This is a genomic window from Bradyrhizobium sp. 62B, assembly GCF_030272265.2.
GTDB lineage: Bacteria > Pseudomonadota > Alphaproteobacteria > Rhizobiales > Xanthobacteraceae > Bradyrhizobium.
This window is the reverse complement of the sequence record NZ_CP092841.2, coordinates 2,436,885-2,459,505: the sequence shown is the minus strand read 5'-3', so window position 1 is coordinate 2,459,505 and position 22,621 is coordinate 2,436,885. Positions and strand designations below refer to the sequence as shown.

Here is a 22,621-nt window from a genome sequence, read left to right as displayed (position 1 = left end):
CGGCCCTCGCCTGCCCCGAATCGGCGTTGTAAAGCAGGGCATGACTGAGAAGAAGGCCTCGCTCGACATCAAATCCCTCGCCAAGGAGCTCCGCGCCGGCAGCCGCGCGGCCCTTGCCCGCGCCATCACGCTGGTGGAGAGCCGGCGCGGCGACCATCAGGCGCTGGCGCGCGAGCTGGTGCAGATGCTGCTGCCGGACACCGGCAAGGCATTCCGCGTCGGCATCACGGGATCGCCCGGCGTCGGAAAATCCACCACCATCGATGCGCTCGGCACGTATCTCATCGAACAGGGCCACAAGGTCGCAGTGCTCGCGGTCGATCCGTCCTCGGCGCGCAGCGGCGGCTCGATCCTCGGTGACAAGACGCGGATGGCGCAGCTGTCGGCCTCGAATGATGCTTTCATCCGACCCTCGCCGTCCTCGGGCACGCTCGGCGGCGTCGCGGCCAAGACGCGCGAGGCGATGCTGCTGTGCGAGGCGGCCGGCTTTGGCGTCGTGCTGGTCGAGACCGTCGGCATCGGCCAGTCCGAGACCGCGGTCTGTGACATGACGGACTTCTTCCTTGCGCTGATGCTGCCGGGCGGCGGCGACGAATTGCAGGGCATCAAGAAGGGCCTGGTCGAGCTCGCCGACATGATCGCGATCAACAAGGCCGACGGCGACAATCTCAAGCGCGCCAAGGTCACGGCCGCCGACTATCGCGGCGCGCTGCACATTCTCAGCCCCCGCTCCGAACATTGGCATCCTCCGGTCGAGACCTATTCGGCGCTGACCGGCGACGGCATCGCAAAGCTCTGGCAGAAGGTCCTCGACCACCGCAAGGCGATGAATGCCTCCGGCGAGTTCGCCGCGCGGCGTCGCGAGCAGCAGGTGAAATGGATGTGGTCGATGCTGGAGCAACGCATGCTGGCGCGGCTGCGCAGCGAGGCATCGGTTCGCACCAAGGTGAAGAAGATCGAGACTGAAGTCGCCGAAGGCCTCCTCACCCCGGCCCTCGCCGCCGAGCAGATTTTGGAGTTGCTGCAATGAGCGACAGGCTCCGCGTTCTCCTCACCGGCTTCGGGCCGTTTCCCGGCGCGCCCTACAACCCGACCCAGCCGCTGGTGGCGCGGCTCGCGCAATTGCGTCGGCCAGCGCTCGACGATGTCGAGCTGTTCAGCCACATCTTCCCGGTCACCTACGCCGCGGTCGACCGGCAATTGCCTGACGCGCTCGCGAAGGTGAGGCCGGATGCGCTGTTGATGTTCGGCCTCGCCGCACGCACGCCTTACCTGCGCATCGAGACCCGCGCGCGCAACGCCGTCACCATGCTCTGGCCCGATGCCGCCAACACCCGTTCGAGCAAGCGCGGCATCACAGGCACCGCGGACGCCATGGCGTTCGGCCCGCACACGGCAAGGCTGCTGCGCGCCGCGCGCCTTACCGGCATCGACGCACGGTCCTCGCGCGATGCCGGCGCCTATCTCTGCAACTATTTGAGCTGGCGCGCGATCGAGAACGTCAAGGCCGGTGGTCCGCAGCTTGCGGCGTTCATCCACATCCCCCTGCTTGGGCGCAGCGGCGCGGTGCGACGGAAGGGCGCAGCCCGGATTACGCTGGAGGAACTCGTTGATGCCGGCGAGGCCATGCTGATGGAAATGGTGGGGTTGGCAAGGAAGCGACGGAACACGCTGGCGCCTCCGCCGCGGTAAACGTTTAACCCTACCGCGAACAATCCCCGCGCCCGCGTCCGCCCTGCGCTACCTAATCCGCGCGGAGGACGCGTCATGGACCTCAATCGCCGCCACCTCATCGGAGCTTCCACTGCCGGCATCGCCGGTGCGCTGGCCATGCCGGCCGACGCCGCGCGCGCGGCGCCGCTGGCGTCCCTGCTCGGCCGCGATGCCACGCAATACGGCGTGCGGCCCGGCAGCAGCGAAGATCAGACCCGCGCGCTGCAGCGTGCGATTGACGAGGCGGCGCGAGCGCAGATGCCGCTGGCGCTGCCGCCCGGCATTTATCGCAGCGGGCTGCTGCGGTTGCCGAACGGCGCACAATTGATCGGCGTGCGCGGCGCAACGAAACTCATCTTCACCGGTGGAGCTTCGGCGATCCAGAGCGACGGCTCCGATGCGATCGGCCTCACCGGCCTCACCTTCGACGGCGCCGGCATCCCGCTGCCGACGCGGCGCGGGCTGATCCATGTTCTGGGCGGCCGCGACGTCCGCATCACCGATTGCGAGGTCACGAGATCGGGCGGCAGCGGCATCTGGCTCGAGCAGGTGTCCGGCGAGATCGCCGGCAATATCTTCACCGACATCGCGGTGACGGCGGTGGTGTCGTTCGATGCCAAGGGCCTCAACGTCTCCCGCAACACGATTCTCGGCACCAATGACAACGGCATCGAGATCCTGCGCACCGCGATCGGCGATGACGGCACGCTGGTCACCGATAACCGCATCGAGAACATCAAGGCGGGCCCCGGCGGCTCCGGCCAGTACGGCAACGCCATCAATGCTTTCCGCGCCGGCAACGTGATCGTGCGCGGCAATCGCATCAAAAACTGTGATTACTCCGCCGTGCGCGGCAACTCCGCCTCGAACATCCAAATATCAGGCAACAGCGTCAGCGACGTGCGCGAGGTCGCGCTTTATTCCGAGTTCGCGTTCGAAGCCGCGGTGATCGCCAACAACATTGTGGATGGCGCGGCCGTCGGCGTCTCCGTCTGCAATTTCAACGAGGGCGGCCGCATCGCGGTGGTCCAGGGCAACATCATCCGCAATCTGATTCCGAAGCGGCCGATCGGCACCGCGCCGGATGACGATGCCGGCGTCGGCATCTATATCGAGGCGGATTCGTCCGTGACCGGGAACGTGATCGAGAACGCGCCGTCCTACGGCATCGTCGCCGGCTGGGGCAAATATCTGCGCGACGTCGCGATCACAGGCAACGTGATCCGCAAGGCCCTGGCCGGAATCGGCGTCTCCATCGTGCCGGGCGCCGGCATTGCGCTCGTCAACAACAACATGATCTCGGAGACTCCGCGCGGCGCCGTCGTCGGCCTCGATCACGCGCGTGCCGTGACCTCGGATCTGTCGGCAGAGGGCGCGCAGCGATTTGCGCAGGTGGTGCTCGGTGGAAATGCGGTCCGAAGGTAGGCGCGGCTGACAGCCGGCCGTTCATCCTTCGAGCCTCCCCATGGGACGCGTTGCGTCCATGCCTCGCACCCTCCAGCGACAACCGCTTCGCGGTTGCGCGGGGATGACGGATGCAATCCCTTGCTGAGCGTCTCTTAGAACGCGTTCCGCAGCAGCGGGTACTTGGCTTCCAGGCCGTCGAGGCTGAAGGTGAATTCGACGACGCGCTCGGGGGCTGCGACGATTTCCTCGGCCGGCGGGGTGAATTGCGGCAAGAGCGCCGCCATCGCGGCAGGCGCGGCCCTGGGCGGCTTCGCGGCAGGTACCGCCAGCGGCGGCTTCACGTCCGGCGCGGTGAACTGAGCCATTGCGGCGGGCGTGTCGAGCGGTGACCTCACGGCGGGTGCGGTGAGCGGGGCCCTCGCAGCGGGAGCCCTGAGCGGTGGCACCTCGGCCGGCGCGGTAAATGACGCCAACGCTGCGGGCGCGGCGAGCGGCGCGAGCGGGGCTTCGGTGATTTCGGCAAGAACGTTCGGCTTGGGATCAAGCCTGACCGGCACGGCGGTCTCGGAGGCGATATGGACGGCCTTTGGCTGCAGGGTCTTGGGCTGCAGGGTCTTGGGCTGCACGGCCTGCGCCTGCTGCTCACGCGGAAATACGCGGGGCATGGTCGCCGGCGACCAACCGAATGCCGGCGTCACGCTCGCGGCCGCCTCCGCGACGTCCCCGCCGGTTGCGAGCGCGCGCCAGGTCTGGACAGCGCGCTTGGCTTCCTGGATGTTTTCGAGGAATGCGATCTCGGAATGATAACGGCGCCAGCGGCCGGTCTCGATCATTTCGGAGAGATGCTGCAGCCGCTGCTCGGCGAGAGCGCACCAGCGCGCCGCGACGTCGCGGCCGCCGGCCACGGCGCGAATAGACGCGCCGTTAGATTCTTGGCGAAGTGTCATAGACCAGCCCGTCAGGAGAGAACACGGACGCGGGGACGCAACGCACACGAATCAATTTAGAAGCGACATGAATATTTTGTGGAAAAGTTTTGACTTGTCCAGCAACGACACCCCGCGCGTCGCCAAACTCCGTAGTCGTGCGGAGATTTACTGCGTTTTCGAGTCAAGCTTCGCACAAGCATAGCGGGCTTGCGGCGTGTTGCTCGAGCGGCGGCCGGAATGCCGACGCGACCTTTCAACCGAAAGCTGAACGCATACCGAGTTTCACAAAATCGGACGCCCAAAAAGAAAAGACCCGTCCGGGGGGACAACCGGACGGGTCGAGCCATATGGGCGCTTGGGGTGGATGGGCGCTCGCGCCTGATATGACTGATGGGGAGGGATGACCGCTCCCACATAATTTGGTCGTGGCAGCGGGCTGAACGTTCAACGCGGGGTTCGCTTTTTTGAGCTTCGCTCTGCCGCGCAGCTTTGCCGCAGCCGCTAGCGCGTCGCCGGCCTATCCGCCTGAGAAACCGTGGCTTTATCATCCGCGCTCGACAGCGAGGGTTGTTCGATCGCGCGGCTATTAGGCTCGTCGCGACGCTTGCCGGCATCTTCACGTTTTGTTGTACCGGACGCAGCCGCGACCGGCGTCGCGTTGTCGGCGGGGACGGCCATGACCGCGGCAAAGGCATCGGCCTGCCCGTCGCCGAACAGCTCGTCACGCCCGGGCGAGCCGAGGTCGCGCGCAGTCTTCGAAAGCGTCATGCGCAACGCTTCCGGCTTCAGGGCGTAGTTGCGCTCGAGCAGCAACGCCGCGACGCCGGAGACATAGGCGGCCGAGAACGAGGTTCCCGAGGTCATCTGGTATTTGCCGTCCGGCGCCGGCAGGAAGATGTCGACCCCGGGCGCTGCGACGGCGATGTAATTGCCACGGTTGGACGCGGTGAACAGCCTGTCCTGCTGGTCGGTCGCGCTGACCGCGATCACGTTGGGATTGGCCGCCGGATAGAGCGGCGGCGATTTCGCGCCGGCATTGCCGGCGGCCGCAATCAGCACGAGGCCGCGCGCGGCGGTCGCCGCGATGGCGCGCTCGATCACCGCGTCCTTTGGACCGGCAAAGCTCATATTGACGATCTGCGCGCCGTGCTCGGCGGCGTAATTCAGCGAGCGCAGGATGATGTAGGACGAGCTTTCGGCGCCGCCATTGGCACCGCCAAAGGCACGGATCGCGATGATGCGCGCCTCGGGCGCGCTGCCCATCAGGCGGGCATGCGCCACGATCGCGCCGGCGATGCCGGTGCCGTGGACGTGCGGCCCCTCGGCGCTGCCGAGCGCATCGAAATTGTCGGAGACGGAATCGGCAAGCTCGGGATGCTTGGCGTCGATGCCGGAGTCGATCACGGCCACCGTGACGTTGGCGCCGTGCGCCAGCGTATGCGCCTGCGGTAGGCGGAGCTTGGCCAGGGCATATTGCGCCGGGTCGCCCTCGCTCTGCGTCGTCGATTTCTGGTCCTGAAGCACGTACCGGAAGTTCGGCTGGACCGAGCGGACACTGCCGTCGGCCGCGAATTCGCGTTTCACGGTCTCGTACGGTCGGCCGTCCGTGATGCGGAACAGGCCGAACGTCGCCCCGATCAGCGGGAAATTCTCCGAGGAGACGCGCGTCAGGCCGTGCCGGCGGGCAAGCGCGTCGGTGTCGCCAGGCGACAGCGTGCCGTCGATCTCCGCCACGAATTCGTTGGCGAAGCTGCGCAGATTGGCGGCGCTTGGCGTGGCATCGCCCCGGCCCTTGCCGGCGCTCTTCTTGCCGGATTTGGCTGAGCCACCGCCGCCTGCATTCGGCTGCGCCAGGCATTCGCCATCGGCATCGCGATAAGGCGCGGTGCAGGCCGGGTACAGGTTCGGCGAGTAGTGCGCATAGGGCAGCACCGTCGTCGTCGGCCGGATGCGGGACGTCGTGGTGTGGGGAATGGTGGCCATCGTCCGCGGGCCGCGGCCGACGCTGACCGCGCGCGCGGCGATATTGGGACTGACCCGCGGGGTGATGTTCGTGGAGATGGTCGGCGTTCGGGAGGGCACGCTGATCGTGGGCGTGCGCATGATCGCCTGCGCCTGTGCAACCTCGACGCCGAGACAGGCGGCGATCAGAAGCGCAGCGCCGACCGATGAAGCGTAGGCCCCGGCGCGCACCCTGCTCTCGGATTTGCCCGTCATCGGTTCAGCGGCGCGCCTAGGGCGCCGCGACGGCAAGGTTGACGAACTTCTCGCGCTGCATCCTGCCGAGCAGCGAAGCGAGCTCGTCCCGGTTCATGGCCTTGTCGAACTGGAGGCGGAACATGCCGCCCTTGGCATCTCCGATGATCGAGGCCTGGTAGCTGTCGAGCAGCCCGGTGATGTCGGAGACGCGCGCCTCGGGCGTGAAGCGCACCAGCGCGCGGGCCGGCGCGGTGGCGCTGCCAAGCTCGCGCGTGATCGGCGCGCTGGTCGAGAGCGAGGCGGTCTGGAAGGTCGCGGGCTGGTTCTTCATCAGCACGGCGCCGATGATGCCGGCCTGCAGCACGAGCGCGACGGCGCCAAGGCTTGCCGACCACGCCAGCGTGCGCGGCGACAGGCTCGCGAAGAAGGTCGAGATGCGCGCCGACAGCGGCAGCGAGCCGATCGCCCGCGCCGGCTCGGCGTCGATGGCGGCGAACAGCTTCTGCATCGCGCGTGCCGACGGAGCGCCCAAGCTCTCGTTCAAATGAATGGTCTCTTCGTATTCGCCGCGGATCACGGCATATTGCTTGGCGAGCTCGGGATCGCGCGCCAGCGCTTCCTCGACACGGCGCGCATCGCGCGCGTTCAGCGTGCCGGCAGCGTGCCAGGGCAGCAGCAGTTCAATTTCACTGGGCTCTTGCTCCAGCATCTTCTTGCTCAAAGCCATCATGGCCAGCCTCGCTCAACGCCGGCTGCCTTCAGCAGTTCGGCCAATTTCTTGCGCGCATAGAACAAGCGCGTCTTAACAGTGTTCTCGGGTATCCCGACGATTTCGGCCACCTCTTCCACGGACTTCTCGTGGTAGTAGACGAGATCGACGATTTCCCTGTGTTCCGGCGAGAGGCCCGTCAGACACCCTCGCAACGCTTCACTGGTATCCTTCTTCTGAACCACCGTTTCCGGATTGTCGGACGTGTCCTCAATCGCGTTCGCGGCGTCTTCGTCCAGTTCGAAATCCTTCCTGCGCCGGAGCGCAGACAGGGCCTTGAACCGGGTAATTGCCAGCAGCCAGGTGGAAACGGCGGATCGGCCCTCGAACTTGCCGGCTTGACGCCAGACGTCGAGAAACACCTCGCTGATGAGGTCTTCCGCCGCCTGCTCGTCTCGCACGAGCCTCAGCCCGAAACGATACACCCTGACATGATGCCGCCCGTACAGCACCTGCATGGCGAGCCGGTCACCTTGAGCGATCCTGGCGATCAGGACCTCGTCCGAAGCCGCCTGTGTCACGCTCAATTGCCGTCTCGCAAAGTTGGTCGGGTCGATACGGCGGACGGTTCGACGGGGGGTGCAAAATTGTTCAACATACCGCAGTCATACGGGCGCCTGTGTGATCCACCCCACATACGCGCGTTTTTCTCGTCCCACCCGCGGCGGTCGGCCGCTACAATCCAGATCGGTAACATAATACTGAGATACTTCCCTGCGGAATGCCTGTCCGGCACAGGCGGCCCGGCCTCATCCGGTTCCCATAGCAGTTTTGCCCGACAGCAGTCCTGCCCGACATATGTCGCGCCAAGCGCGACTTTGGCTCGACCGCATCGCAGCGGATGCCTGATCCCCGTAAAATTTCCTCCGCCGGCCCATCACCTTGTTCCGTGCTGCACGGTTCGGATTCGGTTTCAAAAGGATACCAAACCTAAAGGCTTGCCACGTAGATTTTTACGCTGACATCCACCATTGGCGGGACCATGAGCACGGCCGCGACGTCCTTTCCCGAGAGGAATGCCGCTGAGGTCGCGGATCTCGTCCTCGCGCCCGAGGCTGCGGCCTCCGAGGTCCAGGCGCGCCGGACCCGGCAGCGCCGCCAGATGTATATCGGCCAGGTGGCAAGCTATTCGCTGGGCGCCTCGGTCCTGCTGCTCTACGCCTTTGGCGGCGCGGTCGACATGGCCGTTCCGTCGCTGTTCTGGCTCGGCGGCCTCCTGATCATCGGCACGTTCACCGTGCTGTCGGAAGCCGGCTTCGGCGACCGGTTCGAGGATCATTACCTCACCGTGTTCCAGATCTCGGCGCATATGGCGCTGCAGCTGGTGTTCCTGCTCGCCGTGCCGACGGTCGGGGTCGCGTTCCTCGCCGTGCTGTTCCTGATCTTCGCGTTTGGCACGCTGCGCATGACCTCGCGCCAGGCGATGGTCACCTGGGGCCTTGCCACCTGCGGGCTCGCCCTGGTCTTCCTGGGCTCGGACCTGCCGATCGGACTGCCGGTCGGGACCCGCCTGGAGCGAACTGCCTCGATGCTCTGCTTCGTGCTGGTGATCGGCCAATGTGCCTTTCTCGGCCTGTTCGGCGCCACCCTGCGCAAGATCCTGTACCGGCGCAGCATCGAGCTGAAGGCCGCCTATCAGCGCATCGAGGAACTGGCCGAGCTCGACGAGCTCACCGGCTCCTACAACCGCCGCTGCATCATGCGCCTCCTCGACGTCGCGATCGAAAAGTCGCGACAGGCCTCGACGCCTTGCGCGATCGCGCTGATCGATCTCGACTGGTTCAAGCGCATCAACGACGCCCACGGCCATCCCATCGGCGACGAGGTGCTGCGCACCTTCGCGATCACCATTTTCGCCAACATCCGCCCGGCCGACAGCTTCGGCCGCTACGGCGGCGAGGAATTCCTGCTGCTTTTGCCGGACACCCCGGGCGACGCCGCCCAGCGCATGCTCGATCGCCTGCGCAGCATCGTCGCCGATCTCGACTGGAGCGCATTCTCTCCGGGCATGCACGTGACCATTTCCGCGGGCGTCGTCACGCTGCGCGACAATGATACCGCCGACACGTTTCTCGCGCGCGCCGACCGCGCGCTCTATTCCGCCAAGGCGCAAGGGCGCAACCGCATTGCAACGAGCTGACCAATCCATTTTTCTCCGGTGCGGCAGAAGCCGCCGCCGGACCGAGCGCTCCAGGACAGGGCAATGAGATCCAAATCCGCAAAATCATCCGAGAATCTGCTGGAAGAATTACAGACCGCGCTCTCGCACGGCACCGTGGCGCGCCGGGTCGAGACGTTGCGCCGCGTCACCGATCTCTTCGTGGGCAACGCGGTGGATTATTCCGACGACCACATCCGCGTGTTCGACGACGTATTCCAGTGCCTGGCCGAGCAGATCGAGACGTCGGCCAGGGCGCTGCTCGCCGACCGCCTCGCACCGATCGCGGCCGCGCCGCCGAAAATCATGCGCACGCTCGCGCTCGACGAGGTCATCGAGGTCTCCGGGCCCGTGCTGTCGAAATCGGAGCGGCTGGACGAGACGACCCTGATCGAGATCGCGCGCACGAGGGGCCAGGCGCATCTCAAGGCGATCTCGCTGCGGCGCGTGCTGTCGGAAGCGCTGACCGACGTGCTGGTGACGCGCGGCGACGCGGACGTGGTGCAGTCGACCGTCAAGAATCCGGGCGCGCGGCTCTCCGAGGGAAGCCTCACCGACCTCGTCACCCGCGCCGAACGGGACGACGACCTCGCCACCTGCATCGGCCTGCGGCCCGACCTGCCGCGTCATCATTACCTGAGGCTGGTCGCCAAGGCCTCCTTGAGCGTGCGCAGGAAGCTCGAGGCCGCGCATCCCGATCTCGCGGACGAGGTGTCGAGCGTGGTCCAGGAAGTGGCCCAGAGGGTCCGCGCCGCCGCCATGACCAAGCAGACCGAGATGGCGCGCGCGCTGGTGAAATCGCTGCACGAGGACGGCCGTCTCAACGAATTCCAGGTCACCAATTTCGCCGAGCAGGGCAAGTTCGACGAAACCAATGCGGGGCTCGCCGCGCTCGCGGGCATCCCGGTCGAGACCGCCGAGACCATGATGATCGAAAGCCGCACCGAGGGCGTGATGATCCTCGCCAAGGTCGCGGGCATGACCTGGCCGAGCGTGCGCGCCATCATCGCCATGCGCGAGAAGCTCTCGGGCGGCTCGCAGACCGACATGCTGACGCTGCGCGATACTTACGAGGCGCTGCGCTCGTCGACCGCGCAGCAGGTGCTGCGCTTCCACCGCATGCAGCAGGGCACGACTCCGGCGTGAGACTGGCTCGTCAGTAGCGCAGGACCCTGGATCCGACCGCCGCGCCGATCGCCGCCACCAGCGCGGCGGCAAGCGTGTACCAGGTCGCGACGAACAGGGGCGAGTCATCGGTGCAGTGCGAGGCGTAGAGCGTCGCGGCCAAGCCGGCCGACACCAGGCCGGCGAGCGCGCCGGCCAGCGCGGGTTGCGAGGGTGCACCATGTCGCAGGCCGAATAGCGCACCCGCGAGCAACGGCAGCGACATCGCGGGGATCGCGAGCAGGCACACCCTGGAATTCTTGCCCACCAGCCGCATCGTCATCGGCATCGCCGGCGCCATCATCGCCTCGCTGCCGATCGCGACCGCAAGCAGCCCTACGGGGAGCAACAGCAGCCAGCCCCAGCCGCGCATCAGGGCTTCGGGACGCGACAGATGCAGGCTGACGATGATCGCCGGGATCGCGAGCGACAGCGTGACCGCGAACTTCATGTCGAAGAACGGGTTGCGCATGGCCGTCATCACGTCGGCGCGCACGCCGAGGAAGGTCGCGAAAATCAGGATCGACAAGGGCGCGGCCACCAGCAGCGCCATGGTCAGCACGGCGCCGACGCGCGGGGCGCGGTGGGCGTTGTCGGCTGCGAGCGAGCGGATCAGTTGGTCGGTATCCATGACTAGTGGTCCCGCAATTTGGCAGTTAGTGCCGCAAGTCCGCGATGCAGTGCGACCCGCACCGCGCCTTCGCTCATCGAAAACTTCGAAGCCGTGTCCTTGATCGAGGCGCTCTCGACCGCGATCGACTGCAGCACGTCGCGCTGGCGCTGCGGCAGCGTGCCCAGTTGCGCTGCGACCTCGCCCGCAGAGACTGTTTCCTGCGCAGTCTCGCCCGGCAGCGTCTCGGCGAAATCGTCGATGTTGACGAAGACGCGCCTGCCACGTCGCCTCAGCGCATCGATCAGCTTGTTGCGGGCGATCGCGAACAGCCAGGGGGCGAAGGGGGCCTCGCTGTCCCAGGTGTGCCGCTTCAGGTGCACCGCCAACAGTATCTCCTGCACGATATCCTCGGCCTGATCAGGGGGTTGCCCGGCCCGCGCCAGGCCACGCCTCGCCGCGGCGCGCAGCACCGGCGAGATCGCCTTCAACAGGCGATGATATGCCGCATCATCGCCTGCCATGGCCGACCGCATCAGGCCGGTCCATTCGTCCTCACGTCCGCGCACGCGCGCCCCTCACCATGCAATTCGGCCGTTCGTTCAATTTGTTACGCGGGCCGAACGAGATCACGAATTCGTGATCAACGCCCGGACCTCGCGACCGATAAGGCCGTCAACCTCTGCGACGGCTCATAACACCGATCGGCCCGTCCCGCACCCGGCGGCCGGTGGCAGCGGGCGGGTTTGCCCCGTTTTTGCCCGGTCTAGCCCGAAGATTCCCATTTTCTGCCCCGCTGTCGTCACGCCCCGGGGTCTCTGTTCGCTCCCGGGACGGGCGGAATTGGGGAGATCATCACCATGATGAAAGCCAGCGGGCGCGCGGCATTGATCCTTCTTGCCGGCCTTTTCGTGCTGTTCGGAGGCGTTGCACAGGCGGCGCCGGACCAAGCCACCGGCGGAAAATCGGACAGCGCAGGCAAACAGGCTGACGCGGCCAAGCCGAGCAAGCACCGGCGCCATGAGTCGCGCCGCACCAGCAGCAGCAAGACCGCACAGAAATCCGACGACAAGACCGACGCCCCGGCAAAGACCGAGGAGCCGAAGGCCGACACCAAGGCCGAGAATGACACGCCGGCCTCGAGCCAGATGCCGCCGGCGGTCGCCAATGCCAATGCCCAGCTCGCCGCCGCCGATACGCCGACCGCGGCTGCGGCCTCCGCGATGACGGACCGCGCCAACGACAATGTCCAGGCCGCGGCCGACAATCCCGGCGCCCCGAACGCCGAGAGCCAGGTCGTCGCACCCGATCAGCTCAACGACATCGACCGTGCCGTGCAACAGGACAGCCCGCCGGCGCAGAAGACGGTGATTGCCGCAACCGAGGCCCAGCCACGGCCGGCGCCGGTGATGGCAAGCAGCCAGCAGAGCTCGGCCTGGGACCAGAGCTCCCTGATCGGGAAGATCTTCATCGGCGTCGGCACGCTGCTGACGCTGGCATCCGCCGCACGCATGTTCATGGCGTGATTGCGAGCCCGGCCCGGCCCGAATTCTTCGTCTGAAACACCTCTTCCGGAACGCGCGCTCGCCGCGTGTTCCGGGGCCTTGAGCCCCCTTGAAGGCATCCGCGCCAGCGGGCACATTGCCCGCCCAATCAAACGCGTGGGTGGAGCATGAGCACGTTCGAACACATCATCGTCGAAAGCAAAGGCGCGGTCGGCATCATCAAGCTGAACCGGCCGAAAATGCTCAACGCGCTCTCCTTCGGAGTCTTTCGCGAGATCGCAGCTGCCGTCGATGATCTCGAAGCCGACGACGCCATCGGCTGCATCGTCGTGACCGGCAGCGAGAAAGCCTTTGCCGCCGGCGCCGACATCAAGGAGATGCAGCCGAAGGGCTTCATCGACATGTTCTCCGAGGACTTTGCCGCGATCGGCGGCGACCGCGTCGCGCGTTGCCGCAAGCCGACGATTGCGGCAGTTGCCGGTTATGCCCTCGGCGGCGGCTGCGAGCTCGCCATGATGTGCGACATCATCATCGCCGCCGACACCGCAAAGTTTGGCCAGCCCGAGATCACGCTCAGCACCATTCCCGGCATCGGCGGTACCCAGCGCCTGACGCGCGCGATCGGCAAGTCCAAGGCCATGGATTTGTGCCTCACCGGTCGCATGATGGATGCGGCGGAAGCCGAGCGCTCAGGCCTCGTCAGCCGGATCGTCCCCGCCGACAAGCTGATGGACGAGGTGATGGCCGCGGCTGAAAAGATCGCCGCGATGTCGCGCCCTGCCGTCGCGATGGCCAAGGAAGCGGTGAACCGCGCCTTCGAGACCACGCTCGCCGAAGGCATGAGCGTCGAGCGAAACCTGTTCCACGCGACCTTCGCGCTCGAGGACCGCTCCGAGGGCATGGCGGCGTTCATCGAGAAGCGCAAGCCGGTGAACAAGAACCGGTAATTTCGGCGAGCGGTCAGGCTGGTGTAAGGCTCTGCCGCGCTCCCTTAAGCCCCCTGTGACGAAGCTGCAACAAGCACGGATTTCATGGGGGTTTCCCCCGCGGCAGTTTGCCTGCGGGACCTCGGCTGGTTAAACAGTTAAGAGGCCACCGTCGGCGGGGGCGGACAGCCGGGTTAAGCGGGATTACATGATTGGACGTACCGCCAGAGCTGGTCGCGTGATGACGCGGCATCGATCGGGCGTGGGTCCTGCGCTTGCGACATGGACCACGCTGGCGTTCTGTTGCGCCCTGCCCTCCAGCGCCTGGGCCGAAGCCCTGCCGGAGGCGCTGGCCAAGGCCTACCAGACCAACCCGCAGCTCAATGCCGAACGCGCGCGACAACGCGCCACGGACGAGAACGTGCCGCAGGCCCTCGCCGGTTACCGGCCTCAGATCGTGGCGAGCCTCAGCGCCGGCCTGCAAACGGTGCGCAATCTCTTGCCCGACAACACGATCCAGACCGGCAATTTGAAGCCATGGATCATCGGCGTCACCGTGACGCAGACCCTGTTCAACGGGTTCCGTACCGCCAACAATGTGCGGGCCGCCGAACTCCAGGTGCAGTCGGGCCGCGAGGCGCTGCGCAATGTCGGCCAGGGCGTCCTGCTCGACGCGGTCACCGCCTACACCAACGTGCTCGCCAACCAGTCGCTGGTCGAGGCGCAGCGTTCCAACGTCGCCTTCCTGCGCGAGACGCTCGCGGTCACCCAGCGCCGCCTCAACGCCGGCGATGTCACGCCGACCGACAGCGCGCAGGCCGAGGCGCGCCTCAATCGCGGCCTTGCCGATCTCAACGCCGCCGAAGTCGCGCTTGCCATCAGCCAGGCGACCTATGCGCAAGTGATCGGCAATTCGCCCTCGCAGCTTCGGCCCGCCGAAGTCGTCGACCGCTATCTGCCGAAGAGCCGCGAAGACGCCATGACGATGGCGATCCGCCAGCATCCGGCAGTGATGGCCGCCAGCTTCGACGTCGACGTTGCCTCCACCAACATCCGCATCGCCGAAGGCGCGCTGCTGCCGAGCGCCACCATCCAGGGCAGCGCCAGCAAGAGCCGCAACAACGACCCGACGCTCGGTACCTTCGCCGAAGACCAGGCTTCGATCGTCGCCAACGTCACCGCGCCGATCTATGACGGCGGCCAGGCCGCCGCGCAGACCCGGCAGGCCAAGGAGATCACGGCGCAGAGCCGGCTCGTGCTCGACCAGGTGCGCAACCAGGCGCGCACGGCGGCGGTCAGCGCCTGGGTTGCCAATGAGGGCGCCAAGGTCGCGGTCTCCGCGTCGGAGTCCGAGGTGAAGGCCGCGACCGTCGCGCTGCAAGGCGTGCAGCGCGAGGCCGCCGGCGGACAGCGCACGACGGTGGACGTGCTCAACTCGCAGGCCGACCTGATCCAGGCCAAGGCCCGCCTGATCGGCGCGCAGCGCGATCGCGTCATCGCCTCCTACACGCTGCTCAGCGCGAGCGGCCATCTCGACGTCAAGACGCTGAGCCTGAACACGCCGGACTACCTGCCCGAGGTGCACTACCACCAGGTCCGCGACGCCTGGCACGGCCTGCGCACGCCGTCGGGACAGTAAGTTTCAAATCATCTGGGGCGGAGCAGATGAAAAGCCGCCGCATCCATCTGACGGGAGCCTCTGGCGCCGGCGTGACGACGCTCGGTCGCGCGCTTGCCGGCCGGCTTGCACTGCCACATCACGATAGCGACGATTACTTCTGGCTTCCGACCGTGCCGCCCTACCAGACCACGCGCCCGGCCGCTGATCGGCTGCGTCTGATGCGCGAGATGTTCCTGCCGCGGCACGACTGGGTCTTGAGCGGAACCGCCACCGGCTGGGGCGACGAACTCGTCGCGTATTTCGACCTCGTCGTCTTCGTGGTCACGCCGCGCGAACTACGGTTGAAGCGATTGCGCGCCCGCGAGGCCGCGCATTTCGGTGCTGATGCCGTCGCGCCCGGCGGCTGGCGTCATGAGGAGACCGAAGCCTTCATCGAATGGGCGTCCCATTACGAAATCGGAGATCGCGAGGGCCGCAGCCTCGCAAAGCATGAAGCGTGGCTCGCTGGCCTGTCCTGCCCGGTCGTGCGTGTTGACGGCGCACGCCCGCTTGCGGACCTCGTTGAGCAGCTATGCAGTGACGTGCAACGGTTGCCGGGCTGATGTGATACTGTCCCGGCATCGTCTTCAAGAACGATGCAGGGAGAGACCATGCTCAGCCGACGCGGCGTCCTCTTCGCCTCCCTTGCCGCCGGAGTAGCCATGACCAGCAAAGCCCACGCCCGTGCGGCGCAGCCTGCAACGCCGGTGAATTTCGACGTCCCGGCGCATGCCTGCGACTGCCACACCCACATCCATGGCGATGTCGAAAAATTTCCGTTCTTCGCAGGGCGCGTCTACACGCCCGAGCCCGCCAGCCCCGAAGAAATGGCCGCACTGCACAAGGCGCTGCATATCGAGCGCGTGGTGATCGTCACCCCGAGCGTCTACGGCACCGACAACTCGTCGACCCTGTTCGGCATGAAGGCGCGCGGCGCGACCGCGCGCGGCGTCGCCGTGATCGACGACAAGACCACCGAGGCGCAGCTCGACACGATGCATCAGGACGGCTTCCGCGGCATCCGCCTCAACCTGGCGACCGGCGGCGTCAACGACCCCAATGTCGGCCGGCCGCGCTTCACCGCGGCCGTCGAGCGCATGAAGGCGCGCGGCTGGCACGTGCAGCTCTACACCACGCTGGCCATGATCTCGGCGATCAAGGACCTGGTCGAGACGGCTCCGGTACCCGTCGTGTTCGACCATTTCGGCGGCCTCGAAGCCGAGCGCGGCCTGGAGCAGCCCGGCTTCTCCGATCTCGTCGCGCTGGTGAAGTCCGGCAAGGCCTATGTGAAGATCTCCGGCGCCTATCGCTCGTCGAAGCTCGCGCCCGACTATCAGGACATGGTGCCTTATGCGCAGGCGCTGATCGCGGCCAATGCGGACCGCATCGTCTGGGGCACGGACTGGCCGCATCCGGATTCAAGCCGGGTCGAGGGACGCAAGGCCACCGACATCGCGCCGCTCTACCAGATCGACGACGGATGTCTGCTCAACCAGCTTCCGGTCTGGGCGCCGGATGCCGGCGTGCGCAAGAAGATCCTGGTCGACAATCCGGCGCGGCTCTACGGCTTCTGACGCTCAGCGCGCGCGGCGCGAGAAGAACGAGATCAGGACCGGCAAGGTCACGAGGATCACGACCGGCGCCAGCATCATGCCGGTGACGACGACGACCGCGAGCGGCTTCTGCACCTGCGAGCCGATCCCCTCCGACAGCGCCGCCGGCAGAAGGCCGACGCCGGCGACGACGCATGTCATCAGCACCGGCCGGAGCTGTAGCTCTCCGGTGCGCACCACCGCCGTCATGCGGTCCATGCCCTCTTCGATGAGCTGGTTGAACTGCGACAGGATGATGATGCCGTCCATCACGGCGATGCCGAACAGCGCGATGAAGCCGATCGCCGCGGAGACGCTGAATGCCGTGCCTGATATCAAGAGGCCGAGCACGCCGCCGAAGATCGCCATCGGGATCACGCTCATCGCGAGCAGCGTGTCGGTCATCGAGCCGAAATTGAACCAGAGCAGCACGCCGATCAGGGCCAGCGAGATCGGCACCACGATCGACAGCCGCCGGATCGCATCCTGGAGATTGCCGAACTCGCCGACCCAGTCCATGTGCGCGCCGGGCGGCAGCTGCACCTGATCCGCGATCTTCTGCTGGGCCTCGCTGATCGCGCTGCCGAGGTCGCGCTCGCGCACCGAGAACTTGATCGGCAGATAGCGTTCCTGCTGCTCGCGATAGATGTAGGCCGCGCCCGAGACGAGGCTGATATTGGCGACCTCGCTGAGGGGAATCTGGGTGACGGTGCCGTTCGGCCCGGGCGCGCCGATCCGCAAATTCTGGATGGCCTCCGCGCTCCTGCGATATTCCGGGGCGAGGCGGACGATGATCGGGAAGTGACGATCGCTGCCGGGCTCGTAGAGGTCACCGGCCGTGTCGCCGCCGATCGCGACCTTGATCGTGGCATTGATGTCGCCCGGCGCAAGGCCATAACGCGCGGCCTTGGCGCGGTCGATGTCTATCTGGACGGTCGGCTGGCCAAGCGAGGTGAACACCGCAAGGTCGGTGACGCCCTGCACGGTCGACAGCACCTGCTTGATCTTGTTGGCGGTGTCGGTCAGCGCCTGGAGGTCGCTGCCGAACAGCTTGATCGAGTTCTCGCCCTTCACGCCGGAGACGGCTTCGGAGACGTTGTCCTGGAGATATTGCGAGAAGTTGAACTCGACGCCGGGGAAGCGATCGTCGAGCTGCTTGAGCAATTGCGCGGTCAGCTCTTCCTTGTCGCGGGTCCCGGGCCATTGGCTGATCGGCTTCAGCGGCGCGAAGAACTCGGCGTTGAAGAAGCCGGCGGCATCGGTCCCGTCGTCGGGACGGCCGTGCTGCGATACGACGGACTCGACCTCGGGCCGGGCGCGGATCACCTTGCGCATCTCGTTGACGTAGGAGTTACCCTCCTGGAGCGAGATGGTCGGCGGCAGCGTGGCGCGAATCCAGAGATTGCCCTCTTCCAGCTTCGGCAGGAATTCGAGGCCGAGCAGCCGGGCGAGCGCCACCGTCATCAGCACGAGGCCGACCGCACCGCCAAGCACGATGCTGCGATTGGCGACCGCCCATCGCAGCAGCGGCGAGTACAGCCGGTGCAGGATCAGCATGACCCTGGTCTCGGTTTCCTCGACATGCGCGGGCAGGATGATCGCGGACAACGCCGGCGTGACGGTGAAGGTCGCAAGCAGCCCGCCGGCCAGCGCATAGGCATAGGTGCGGGCCATCGGTCCGAAGATGTTGCCCTCGACGCCCGACAGCGTGAACAGCGGCAGGAAGGCCGCGATGATGATCGCCGCCGCGAAGAAGATCGAGCGCGAGACGTCGGCGGCCGCGCTGAGGATGGCGTGGCTCTTCATGCCGAACAACGTCTCATTGGACATGTGCTCGGATTCCGACATCGGCGTCGTCTGCGTCAGACGACGGAAGATCGCCTCCACCATGATGACGGTGGCATCGACGATCAGGCCGAAATCGATCGCGCCGACCGACAGCAAATTGGCCGATTCCCCGCGCAGCACCAGGATGATGACGGCGAAGAACAGCGCGAACGGAATGGTGGCGCCGACGATCAGCGCGCTGCGCAGATCGCCGAGGAAGATCCACTGCAGCAGCACGATCAAGAGAATGCCGACCACCATGTTGTGCAGCACCGTATGGGTGGTGAGCTCGATCAGATCGCCGCGGTCGTAGATGCGCTCGATGCGCACGCCGGGCGGCAGGATGCTGGAATTGTTGATGGTCTGGACGAGCTGATGGACCCGCTTGATGGTCGGCGAGCTCTGCTCGCCGCGCCGCATCAGGACGATGCCCTGCACGATGTCGTCGGCCTCGTCGAGGCCGGCAATGCCGAGGCGCGGCTTCTGGCCGACGGTGACGGTTGCGACGTCCTTCACCAGCACCGGATTGCCGCCGCTCTGTGCCACCATGGTATTGGCGAGATCGTCGATCGACCGGATCAGGCCGACGCCGCGCACCACGGCCGACTGCTGGCCGATATTGACGGTGTTGCCGCCGACATTGACGTTGGAATTGCCGACCGCCTGGAGCAATTGCGGCAGCGTCAGCCCGTTGGCGACCAGCTTGTTGAAGTCGACCTGGATCTCATAGGTCTTGCTTCTGCCACCCCAGCCGGTGACGTCGATGACCCCTGGCACGGCGCGGAAGCGGCGCTGCAGGATCCAGTCCTGAATGGTCTTGAGATCGAGCACGCTGTAGTTCGGCGGCCCCACGAGGCGGTAGCGGAAGATCTCGCCGATCGGGCTCAGCGGCGAAATCTGCGGCTGCACGTTGCCCGGCAGCGGCGCGAGCTGCGCCAGGCGGTTCAACACCTGCTGCAACGCCTCGTCATAGGTGTAGGCGAAGGAGAACTGAATCTTGACGTCGGAGAGACCGTAGAGCGAGATGGTGCGGATGGTCGTGACGTTCTTCAGGCCTGCGACCTGGGTCTCGATCGGGATCGTGATGTAGCGCTCGATCTCCTCCGCCGACAGTCCGGGGCTCTGCGTCACGATGTCGACCATCGGCGGGGTCGGATCGGGATAGGCCTCGATGTTGAGCTGGTTGAACGCGATCACGCCGCCGATCAAGACAGCGACGAACATGCCGACCATCAGGAAGCGCCGGTTGACGGCAAGGGCGACGAGACGATCCATTCAGGTCTTCAATTTTCTTGGGTCGTCGATCAGCTGCCGGACGCCGCGCGGTCGATGAACAGGCTGCCCTTGGTGACGATCTGCTCGCCGGGTTTCAGATTGCTGGTGACTTCGACGAGGTTGCCGTTGATGAGGCCGATCTTGATCTGGCGCAGCTCGACCGATTTGTCCTCACGCGCGACCCAGATACGGACCTTGTCGGCTTCATAGATCAGGGCCTGTTTCGGCACGGCCGGTGCGGCGCGGTCGCCGGCCGAATAGATCGTGACGTTTGCGAACATCTCCGGCTTGAGCAGGCCGTCCTTGTTGTCGATGGTGGCGCGGACCAGCAGGCGGCGGGTGTTGGGATCGATGGCGGCGGCGACGTAATTGATCTTGGCGGTCAGCGGCCGGCCCGGCAGCGCCATCACGTTGACGGTGATGTCCTGCCCGATGCACACGGCGGCCGCGTCGCTCTCGCGCACGAAGGCGGTGAGCCAGACCGTGGAGAGGTCACCGATCACGAAGACCGGATCGCTGGCACCGGAATTGACGTACTGGCCGGGGCCGATCTTGCGCTGCACCACCGTGCCGGCGATCGGCGAATAGATCGTGACTTCCGGATTGATGGCGCCCTTGTCCTGGAACGCCTTGATGGTCTCGTCGGTGAAGCCGAGGATGCGGAGCTTGTTGCGCGCGGCCTCGAGCGCGGTCTGCGAGGAGCGCATGTCGTTGCGCGCCTGAACCTGCGTCGCTTCCGCCTGCTGATAGTCCTTCAGCGGAATGGCATGGCCCTCATAGAGGTCCTTGGCGCGCTTGTACTGGATATCGGAAAGTTCGAGCGCCGACTTCGCCTTGTTCTGCGAGGTCATCGCCGCGATGAAATCGTTCTGGGCCTGCACCGTGTCGGCGGCCTCGATTGTGAACAACGGTTGACCTTGCTTCAGCGTCTCACCCGGCTTGGCCAGCAGCTTGGTGACGCGGCCGGCATAGGGCGAGAACACCGGCGTCGAACGGTCCTCGTCGACGGCGACCTTGCCTTCGGTGACGTATTCGGCGCGGAAGGCCCTGGCCTTGACCGGCTCGATCGTCAGCGTCGCCCATTCGGACGGCGTCGGCGTGAAGTTCTGCGCATTCCTGCGCGACTGGCTGGAGATCTCGGAGTGCTTCTTTTCCTTGGGGCTCAAGGACAGGAAACCGTAGGCACCGGCGCCGGCAAGAGCTAGTAGAACTACGGATGTGATCACCCGTTGTTTTGTAAACACCTGCAATAGCTTGGTATTTTGAACTACCATGGAGCCCGGTCGTGTCTGCGACGATCTCGGCAGGTACCTGCCTTATCGGTTGCGCTAATAGTGCCGAATTAGGATTTCAGACAACCTAAAAAACGCTGCGCACCTTTCGGTTTGCGTTAAATTTTTGCGACGTGTCAGCTTCACGTCAGCTTCGCTCCGGCCACCGTGCCGGATGAGAGCCGAGCGGCATCGCCGGACGAGACCATTGTGCCGGTGTCGTCGACAGCAGCGCTGAATGGCGCACCGCCTTCAACATGCCGAAGCCAGATGGCATGCTCTCGATGAACGCAGCATGTACGGCCTCGCCCGTAAGATCCGGGGTGTTCAGTCCGCCGTCGAGCCGCCCGAGATTCCAGAGCCAGCGCCCGGTCTGCGCCAGCGACACGCGTACGTGCCAGCTGCCGCCCTCGCTGGCCTGACGCGCCTTGGCCATCATCGCACCGAACGCCATCAGATAGCCGGTGGCGTGGTCGAGCATCTGCGCCGGCAATTCCTTGGGACCATCGAGGCCGGCCGCGCGCCCTTCGGCGTGGTTGAATCCGGTCGTGGTCTGCACGAGCGAATCGAAGCCGCGGCGCTCGGCCCAAGGACCGGCATGGCCATAGGCCGACAGCGTGACATAGACGATGCCGGGATTGATCTTAGCTGCATCCTCCGGCGCGAATCCGATCGCGGCAAGCGCATGCGGACGATAGCCTTGCGAGAAGATGTCGGCATCCGCCAGCAATTCGCTCAACTGCGCCCTGCCCACCTCGCTCTTCAGTTCGATGAAGGTGGTGAGCTTGCCGCGGCCGGTGTCGATGGTGAGCCAGTCGATGGCGGGCAGCTCCGGACCCGACACCAGCAGCACATCAGCACCGTGCGCGGCGAGCGTGCGGCCGGCGACGGGACCTGCGATGACACGGGAGAGATCGAGCACGCGAAGGGCCGAAAGCGGACGATCGTTGCTCGATGATCCTTGTGGCCACGGCTTCGGCGCGGCTTCGCCGATCTTTTCGATCGAGATCAGCGGCAATTGCGCAAGCGCGCGCGCCTGCGGCAGCGCGGACCATTCGTCGTAGCTGCGCATCAGGGCAACGACGCCGCCCGCGGCGTAAGCCGCAGTCTCGAAATCCTCGCCCTTCCAATGCATGAGCGCCGCCTGCACCTTGTCGCGCTCCGGCTCGCAAGCAAGCACCTTGCAGACGGCGTCACGATGGTGCGGGAAGTTGGTGTGGCAGCGAACGAAGCGGCCATCGCCGGTCCTGTAGACGCCGGCGATGGCGTCCCAGGCCGGCGGCGGCGGTTTGTCGTCGAGACGGAGATAGCGCTCGGAGCGGCATTCGGCGACGGCGTGGCGCATGTCGACGGAAACTTGCTGCGTCTCGCCGCTGCGCAGCCGCCAGATTTCAGCAGCAGCAAGGCCGGCGGCAGCTATCGTCGTCTGCCCGGCGACCGCGACGCGAAACGAGGACGGGATTTGAGGCTCCTCGCCGGTCAGCCGCACGCGATCGAGGGCGGCCGCGTCACCACCTGCAGAGGTCCAGATGTCCTTGAGAATGTCGGCGGGGCTTTGCATGGCCGCTTCTCTCCCTTTAGTTTTCCCGACCATGTCACGTTCACAGAAAGGTTTG

Annotated in this window: 19 protein-coding genes; 10 read left to right on the top strand and 9 right to left on the bottom strand. The window is 66.0% G+C overall.

The features are described 5' to 3' along the window. Positions 1-40 precede the first annotated feature (40 nt). From meaB to ML401_RS11535, 3 genes are all read left to right on the top strand, one after another. Complete coding sequence (gene meaB, locus ML401_RS11545) at positions 41-1,030, top strand: methylmalonyl Co-A mutase-associated GTPase MeaB (RefSeq protein ID WP_285812000.1); 990 nt, start codon at positions 41-43, stop codon at positions 1,028-1,030. Then, positions 1,027-1,692: a pyroglutamyl-peptidase I gene (locus tag ML401_RS11540; protein ID WP_194407129.1), complete on the top strand. Its 666-nt coding sequence runs from the start codon at positions 1,027-1,029 to the stop codon at positions 1,690-1,692. Before meaB ends, ML401_RS11540 begins: the two co-directional genes overlap by 4 nt. 75 nt (positions 1,693-1,767) lie before the next feature. Next, positions 1,768-3,138 (top strand): TIGR03808 family TAT-translocated repetitive protein, encoded by a 1,371-nt coding sequence (locus ML401_RS11535; RefSeq protein ID WP_211417672.1) that lies wholly within the window; start codon positions 1,768-1,770, stop codon positions 3,136-3,138. A gap of 134 nt (positions 3,139-3,272) precedes the next feature. Here ML401_RS11535 and ML401_RS11530 read toward each other — a convergent pair whose 3' ends face one another. The 4 genes from ML401_RS11530 to ML401_RS11515 form a co-directional block, all read right to left on the bottom strand. Beyond that, positions 3,273-4,025 carry a TIGR03809 family protein gene (locus tag ML401_RS11530; protein ID WP_285812660.1) on the bottom strand — a complete coding sequence of 251 codons (753 nt, stop codon included), beginning with the start codon at positions 4,023-4,025 and terminating at the stop codon, positions 3,273-3,275. A gap of 525 nt (positions 4,026-4,550) precedes the next feature. Beyond that, complete coding sequence (locus ML401_RS11525) at positions 4,551-6,266, bottom strand: S8 family serine peptidase (RefSeq protein WP_285811999.1); 1,716 nt, start codon at positions 6,264-6,266, stop codon at positions 4,551-4,553. 16 nt (positions 6,267-6,282) lie between these two features. Beyond that, positions 6,283-6,978, bottom strand: coding sequence for a hypothetical protein (locus ML401_RS11520; protein ID WP_194407125.1), 696 nt, complete (start codon positions 6,976-6,978; stop codon positions 6,283-6,285). Then, a complete protein-coding gene (locus ML401_RS11515; protein WP_259205323.1) occupies positions 6,975-7,544 on the bottom strand; it encodes a sigma-70 family RNA polymerase sigma factor in 570 nt (189 codons plus the stop codon). Before ML401_RS11515 ends, ML401_RS11520 begins: the two co-directional genes overlap by 4 nt. A 455-nt stretch (positions 7,545-7,999) precedes the next feature. On the opposite strand from ML401_RS11515, the gene ML401_RS11510 reads away from it, so the two are divergent. Further along, positions 8,000-9,157 (top strand): GGDEF domain-containing protein, encoded by a 1,158-nt coding sequence (locus ML401_RS11510; RefSeq protein ID WP_211417676.1) that lies wholly within the window; start codon positions 8,000-8,002, stop codon positions 9,155-9,157. A gap of 63 nt (positions 9,158-9,220) precedes the next feature. Further along, complete coding sequence (locus tag ML401_RS11505; RefSeq protein ID WP_285811998.1) at positions 9,221-10,321, top strand: DUF2336 domain-containing protein; 1,101 nt, start codon at positions 9,221-9,223, stop codon at positions 10,319-10,321. 10 nt (positions 10,322-10,331) lie between these two features. Here the strand turns inward: ML401_RS11505 and ML401_RS11500 are convergent, their stop codons facing one another. Together ML401_RS11500 and ML401_RS11495 are read right to left on the bottom strand one after the other, a co-directional pair. Then, positions 10,332-10,970: an NrsF family protein gene (locus ML401_RS11500; RefSeq protein ID WP_212067174.1), complete on the bottom strand. Its 639-nt coding sequence runs from the start codon at positions 10,968-10,970 to the stop codon at positions 10,332-10,334. 2 nt (positions 10,971-10,972) lie between these two features. Beyond that, positions 10,973-11,518 carry a sigma-70 family RNA polymerase sigma factor gene (locus ML401_RS11495; protein ID WP_285811997.1) on the bottom strand — a complete coding sequence of 182 codons (546 nt, stop codon included), beginning with the start codon at positions 11,516-11,518 and terminating at the stop codon, positions 10,973-10,975. A 291-nt stretch (positions 11,519-11,809) separates the two neighbouring features. Between ML401_RS11495 and ML401_RS11490 the strand changes: the two genes are divergently transcribed. The 5 genes from ML401_RS11490 (at position 11,810) to ML401_RS11470 (ending at position 16,614) form a co-directional block, all read left to right on the top strand. Further along, the gene (locus ML401_RS11490; RefSeq protein WP_285811996.1) at positions 11,810-12,475 is read left to right on the top strand and encodes a hypothetical protein; all 666 of its coding nucleotides are present in this window, start codon (positions 11,810-11,812) and stop codon (positions 12,473-12,475) included. 146 nt (positions 12,476-12,621) lie between these two features. Further along, a complete protein-coding gene (locus ML401_RS11485) occupies positions 12,622-13,401 on the top strand; it encodes an enoyl-CoA hydratase (protein WP_285811995.1) in 780 nt (259 codons plus the stop codon). A gap of 220 nt (positions 13,402-13,621) precedes the next feature. Then, positions 13,622-15,019 carry a TolC family outer membrane protein gene (locus tag ML401_RS11480; protein ID WP_211417681.1) on the top strand — a complete coding sequence of 466 codons (1,398 nt, stop codon included), beginning with the start codon at positions 13,622-13,624 and terminating at the stop codon, positions 15,017-15,019. A gap of 26 nt (positions 15,020-15,045) precedes the next feature. After that, on the top strand, positions 15,046-15,603 hold the full coding sequence (locus ML401_RS11475; RefSeq protein WP_211417683.1) for a hypothetical protein: 558 nt from the start codon (positions 15,046-15,048) through the stop codon (positions 15,601-15,603). 48 nt (positions 15,604-15,651) lie between these two features. Beyond that, entirely contained in the window at positions 15,652-16,614 is a 963-nt protein-coding gene (locus ML401_RS11470) for an amidohydrolase family protein (protein ID WP_285811993.1), read from the top strand. A gap of 3 nt (positions 16,615-16,617) precedes the next feature. Here the strand turns inward: ML401_RS11470 and ML401_RS11465 are convergent, their stop codons facing one another. From ML401_RS11465 to ML401_RS11455, 3 genes are all read right to left on the bottom strand, one after another. Continuing rightward, positions 16,618-19,734, bottom strand: coding sequence for an efflux RND transporter permease subunit (locus ML401_RS11465; protein WP_212067178.1), 3,117 nt, complete (start codon positions 19,732-19,734; stop codon positions 16,618-16,620). Between the two features lie 29 nt (positions 19,735-19,763). Beyond that, entirely contained in the window at positions 19,764-21,008 is a 1,245-nt protein-coding gene (locus tag ML401_RS11460) for an efflux RND transporter periplasmic adaptor subunit (protein ID WP_285811992.1), read from the bottom strand. A gap of 145 nt (positions 21,009-21,153) precedes the next feature. Next, the gene (locus tag ML401_RS11455) at positions 21,154-22,566 is read right to left on the bottom strand and encodes a CoA transferase (RefSeq protein WP_285811991.1); all 1,413 of its coding nucleotides are present in this window, start codon (positions 22,564-22,566) and stop codon (positions 21,154-21,156) included. Between the last annotated feature and the right edge of the window lie 55 nt (positions 22,567-22,621).

What these genes read in the sequence shown, in the direction of transcription:
- meaB (WP_285812000.1), top strand. Translation starts at nt 41, where the DNA reads ATGACTGAGAAGAAGGCCTCGCTCGACATCAAATCCCTCGCCAAGGAG.
- ML401_RS11540 (WP_194407129.1), top strand. Translation starts at nt 1,027, where the DNA reads ATGAGCGACAGGCTCCGCGTTCTCCTCACCGGCTTCGGGCCGTTTCCC.
- ML401_RS11535 (WP_211417672.1), top strand. Translation starts at nt 1,768, where the DNA reads ATGGACCTCAATCGCCGCCACCTCATCGGAGCTTCCACTGCCGGCATC.
- ML401_RS11525 (WP_285811999.1), bottom strand. Translation starts at nt 6,266, where the DNA reads ATGACGGGCAAATCCGAGAGCAGGGTGCGCGCCGGGGCCTACGCTTCA.
- ML401_RS11520 (WP_194407125.1), bottom strand. Translation starts at nt 6,978, where the DNA reads ATGATGGCTTTGAGCAAGAAGATGCTGGAGCAAGAGCCCAGTGAAATT.
- ML401_RS11510 (WP_211417676.1), top strand. Translation starts at nt 8,000, where the DNA reads ATGAGCACGGCCGCGACGTCCTTTCCCGAGAGGAATGCCGCTGAGGTC.
- ML401_RS11505 (WP_285811998.1), top strand. Translation starts at nt 9,221, where the DNA reads ATGAGATCCAAATCCGCAAAATCATCCGAGAATCTGCTGGAAGAATTA.
- ML401_RS11500 (WP_212067174.1), bottom strand. Translation starts at nt 10,970, where the DNA reads ATGGATACCGACCAACTGATCCGCTCGCTCGCAGCCGACAACGCCCAC.
- ML401_RS11490 (WP_285811996.1), top strand. Translation starts at nt 11,810, where the DNA reads ATGATGAAAGCCAGCGGGCGCGCGGCATTGATCCTTCTTGCCGGCCTT.
- ML401_RS11485 (WP_285811995.1), top strand. Translation starts at nt 12,622, where the DNA reads ATGAGCACGTTCGAACACATCATCGTCGAAAGCAAAGGCGCGGTCGGC.
- ML401_RS11480 (WP_211417681.1), top strand. Translation starts at nt 13,622, where the DNA reads ATGACGCGGCATCGATCGGGCGTGGGTCCTGCGCTTGCGACATGGACC.
- ML401_RS11475 (WP_211417683.1), top strand. Translation starts at nt 15,046, where the DNA reads ATGAAAAGCCGCCGCATCCATCTGACGGGAGCCTCTGGCGCCGGCGTG.
- ML401_RS11470 (WP_285811993.1), top strand. Translation starts at nt 15,652, where the DNA reads ATGCTCAGCCGACGCGGCGTCCTCTTCGCCTCCCTTGCCGCCGGAGTA.
- ML401_RS11465 (WP_212067178.1), bottom strand. Translation starts at nt 19,734, where the DNA reads ATGGATCGTCTCGTCGCCCTTGCCGTCAACCGGCGCTTCCTGATGGTC.
- ML401_RS11460 (WP_285811992.1), bottom strand. Translation starts at nt 21,008, where the DNA reads ATGGTAGTTCAAAATACCAAGCTATTGCAGGTGTTTACAAAACAACGG.
- ML401_RS11455 (WP_285811991.1), bottom strand. Translation starts at nt 22,566, where the DNA reads ATGCAAAGCCCCGCCGACATTCTCAAGGACATCTGGACCTCTGCAGGT.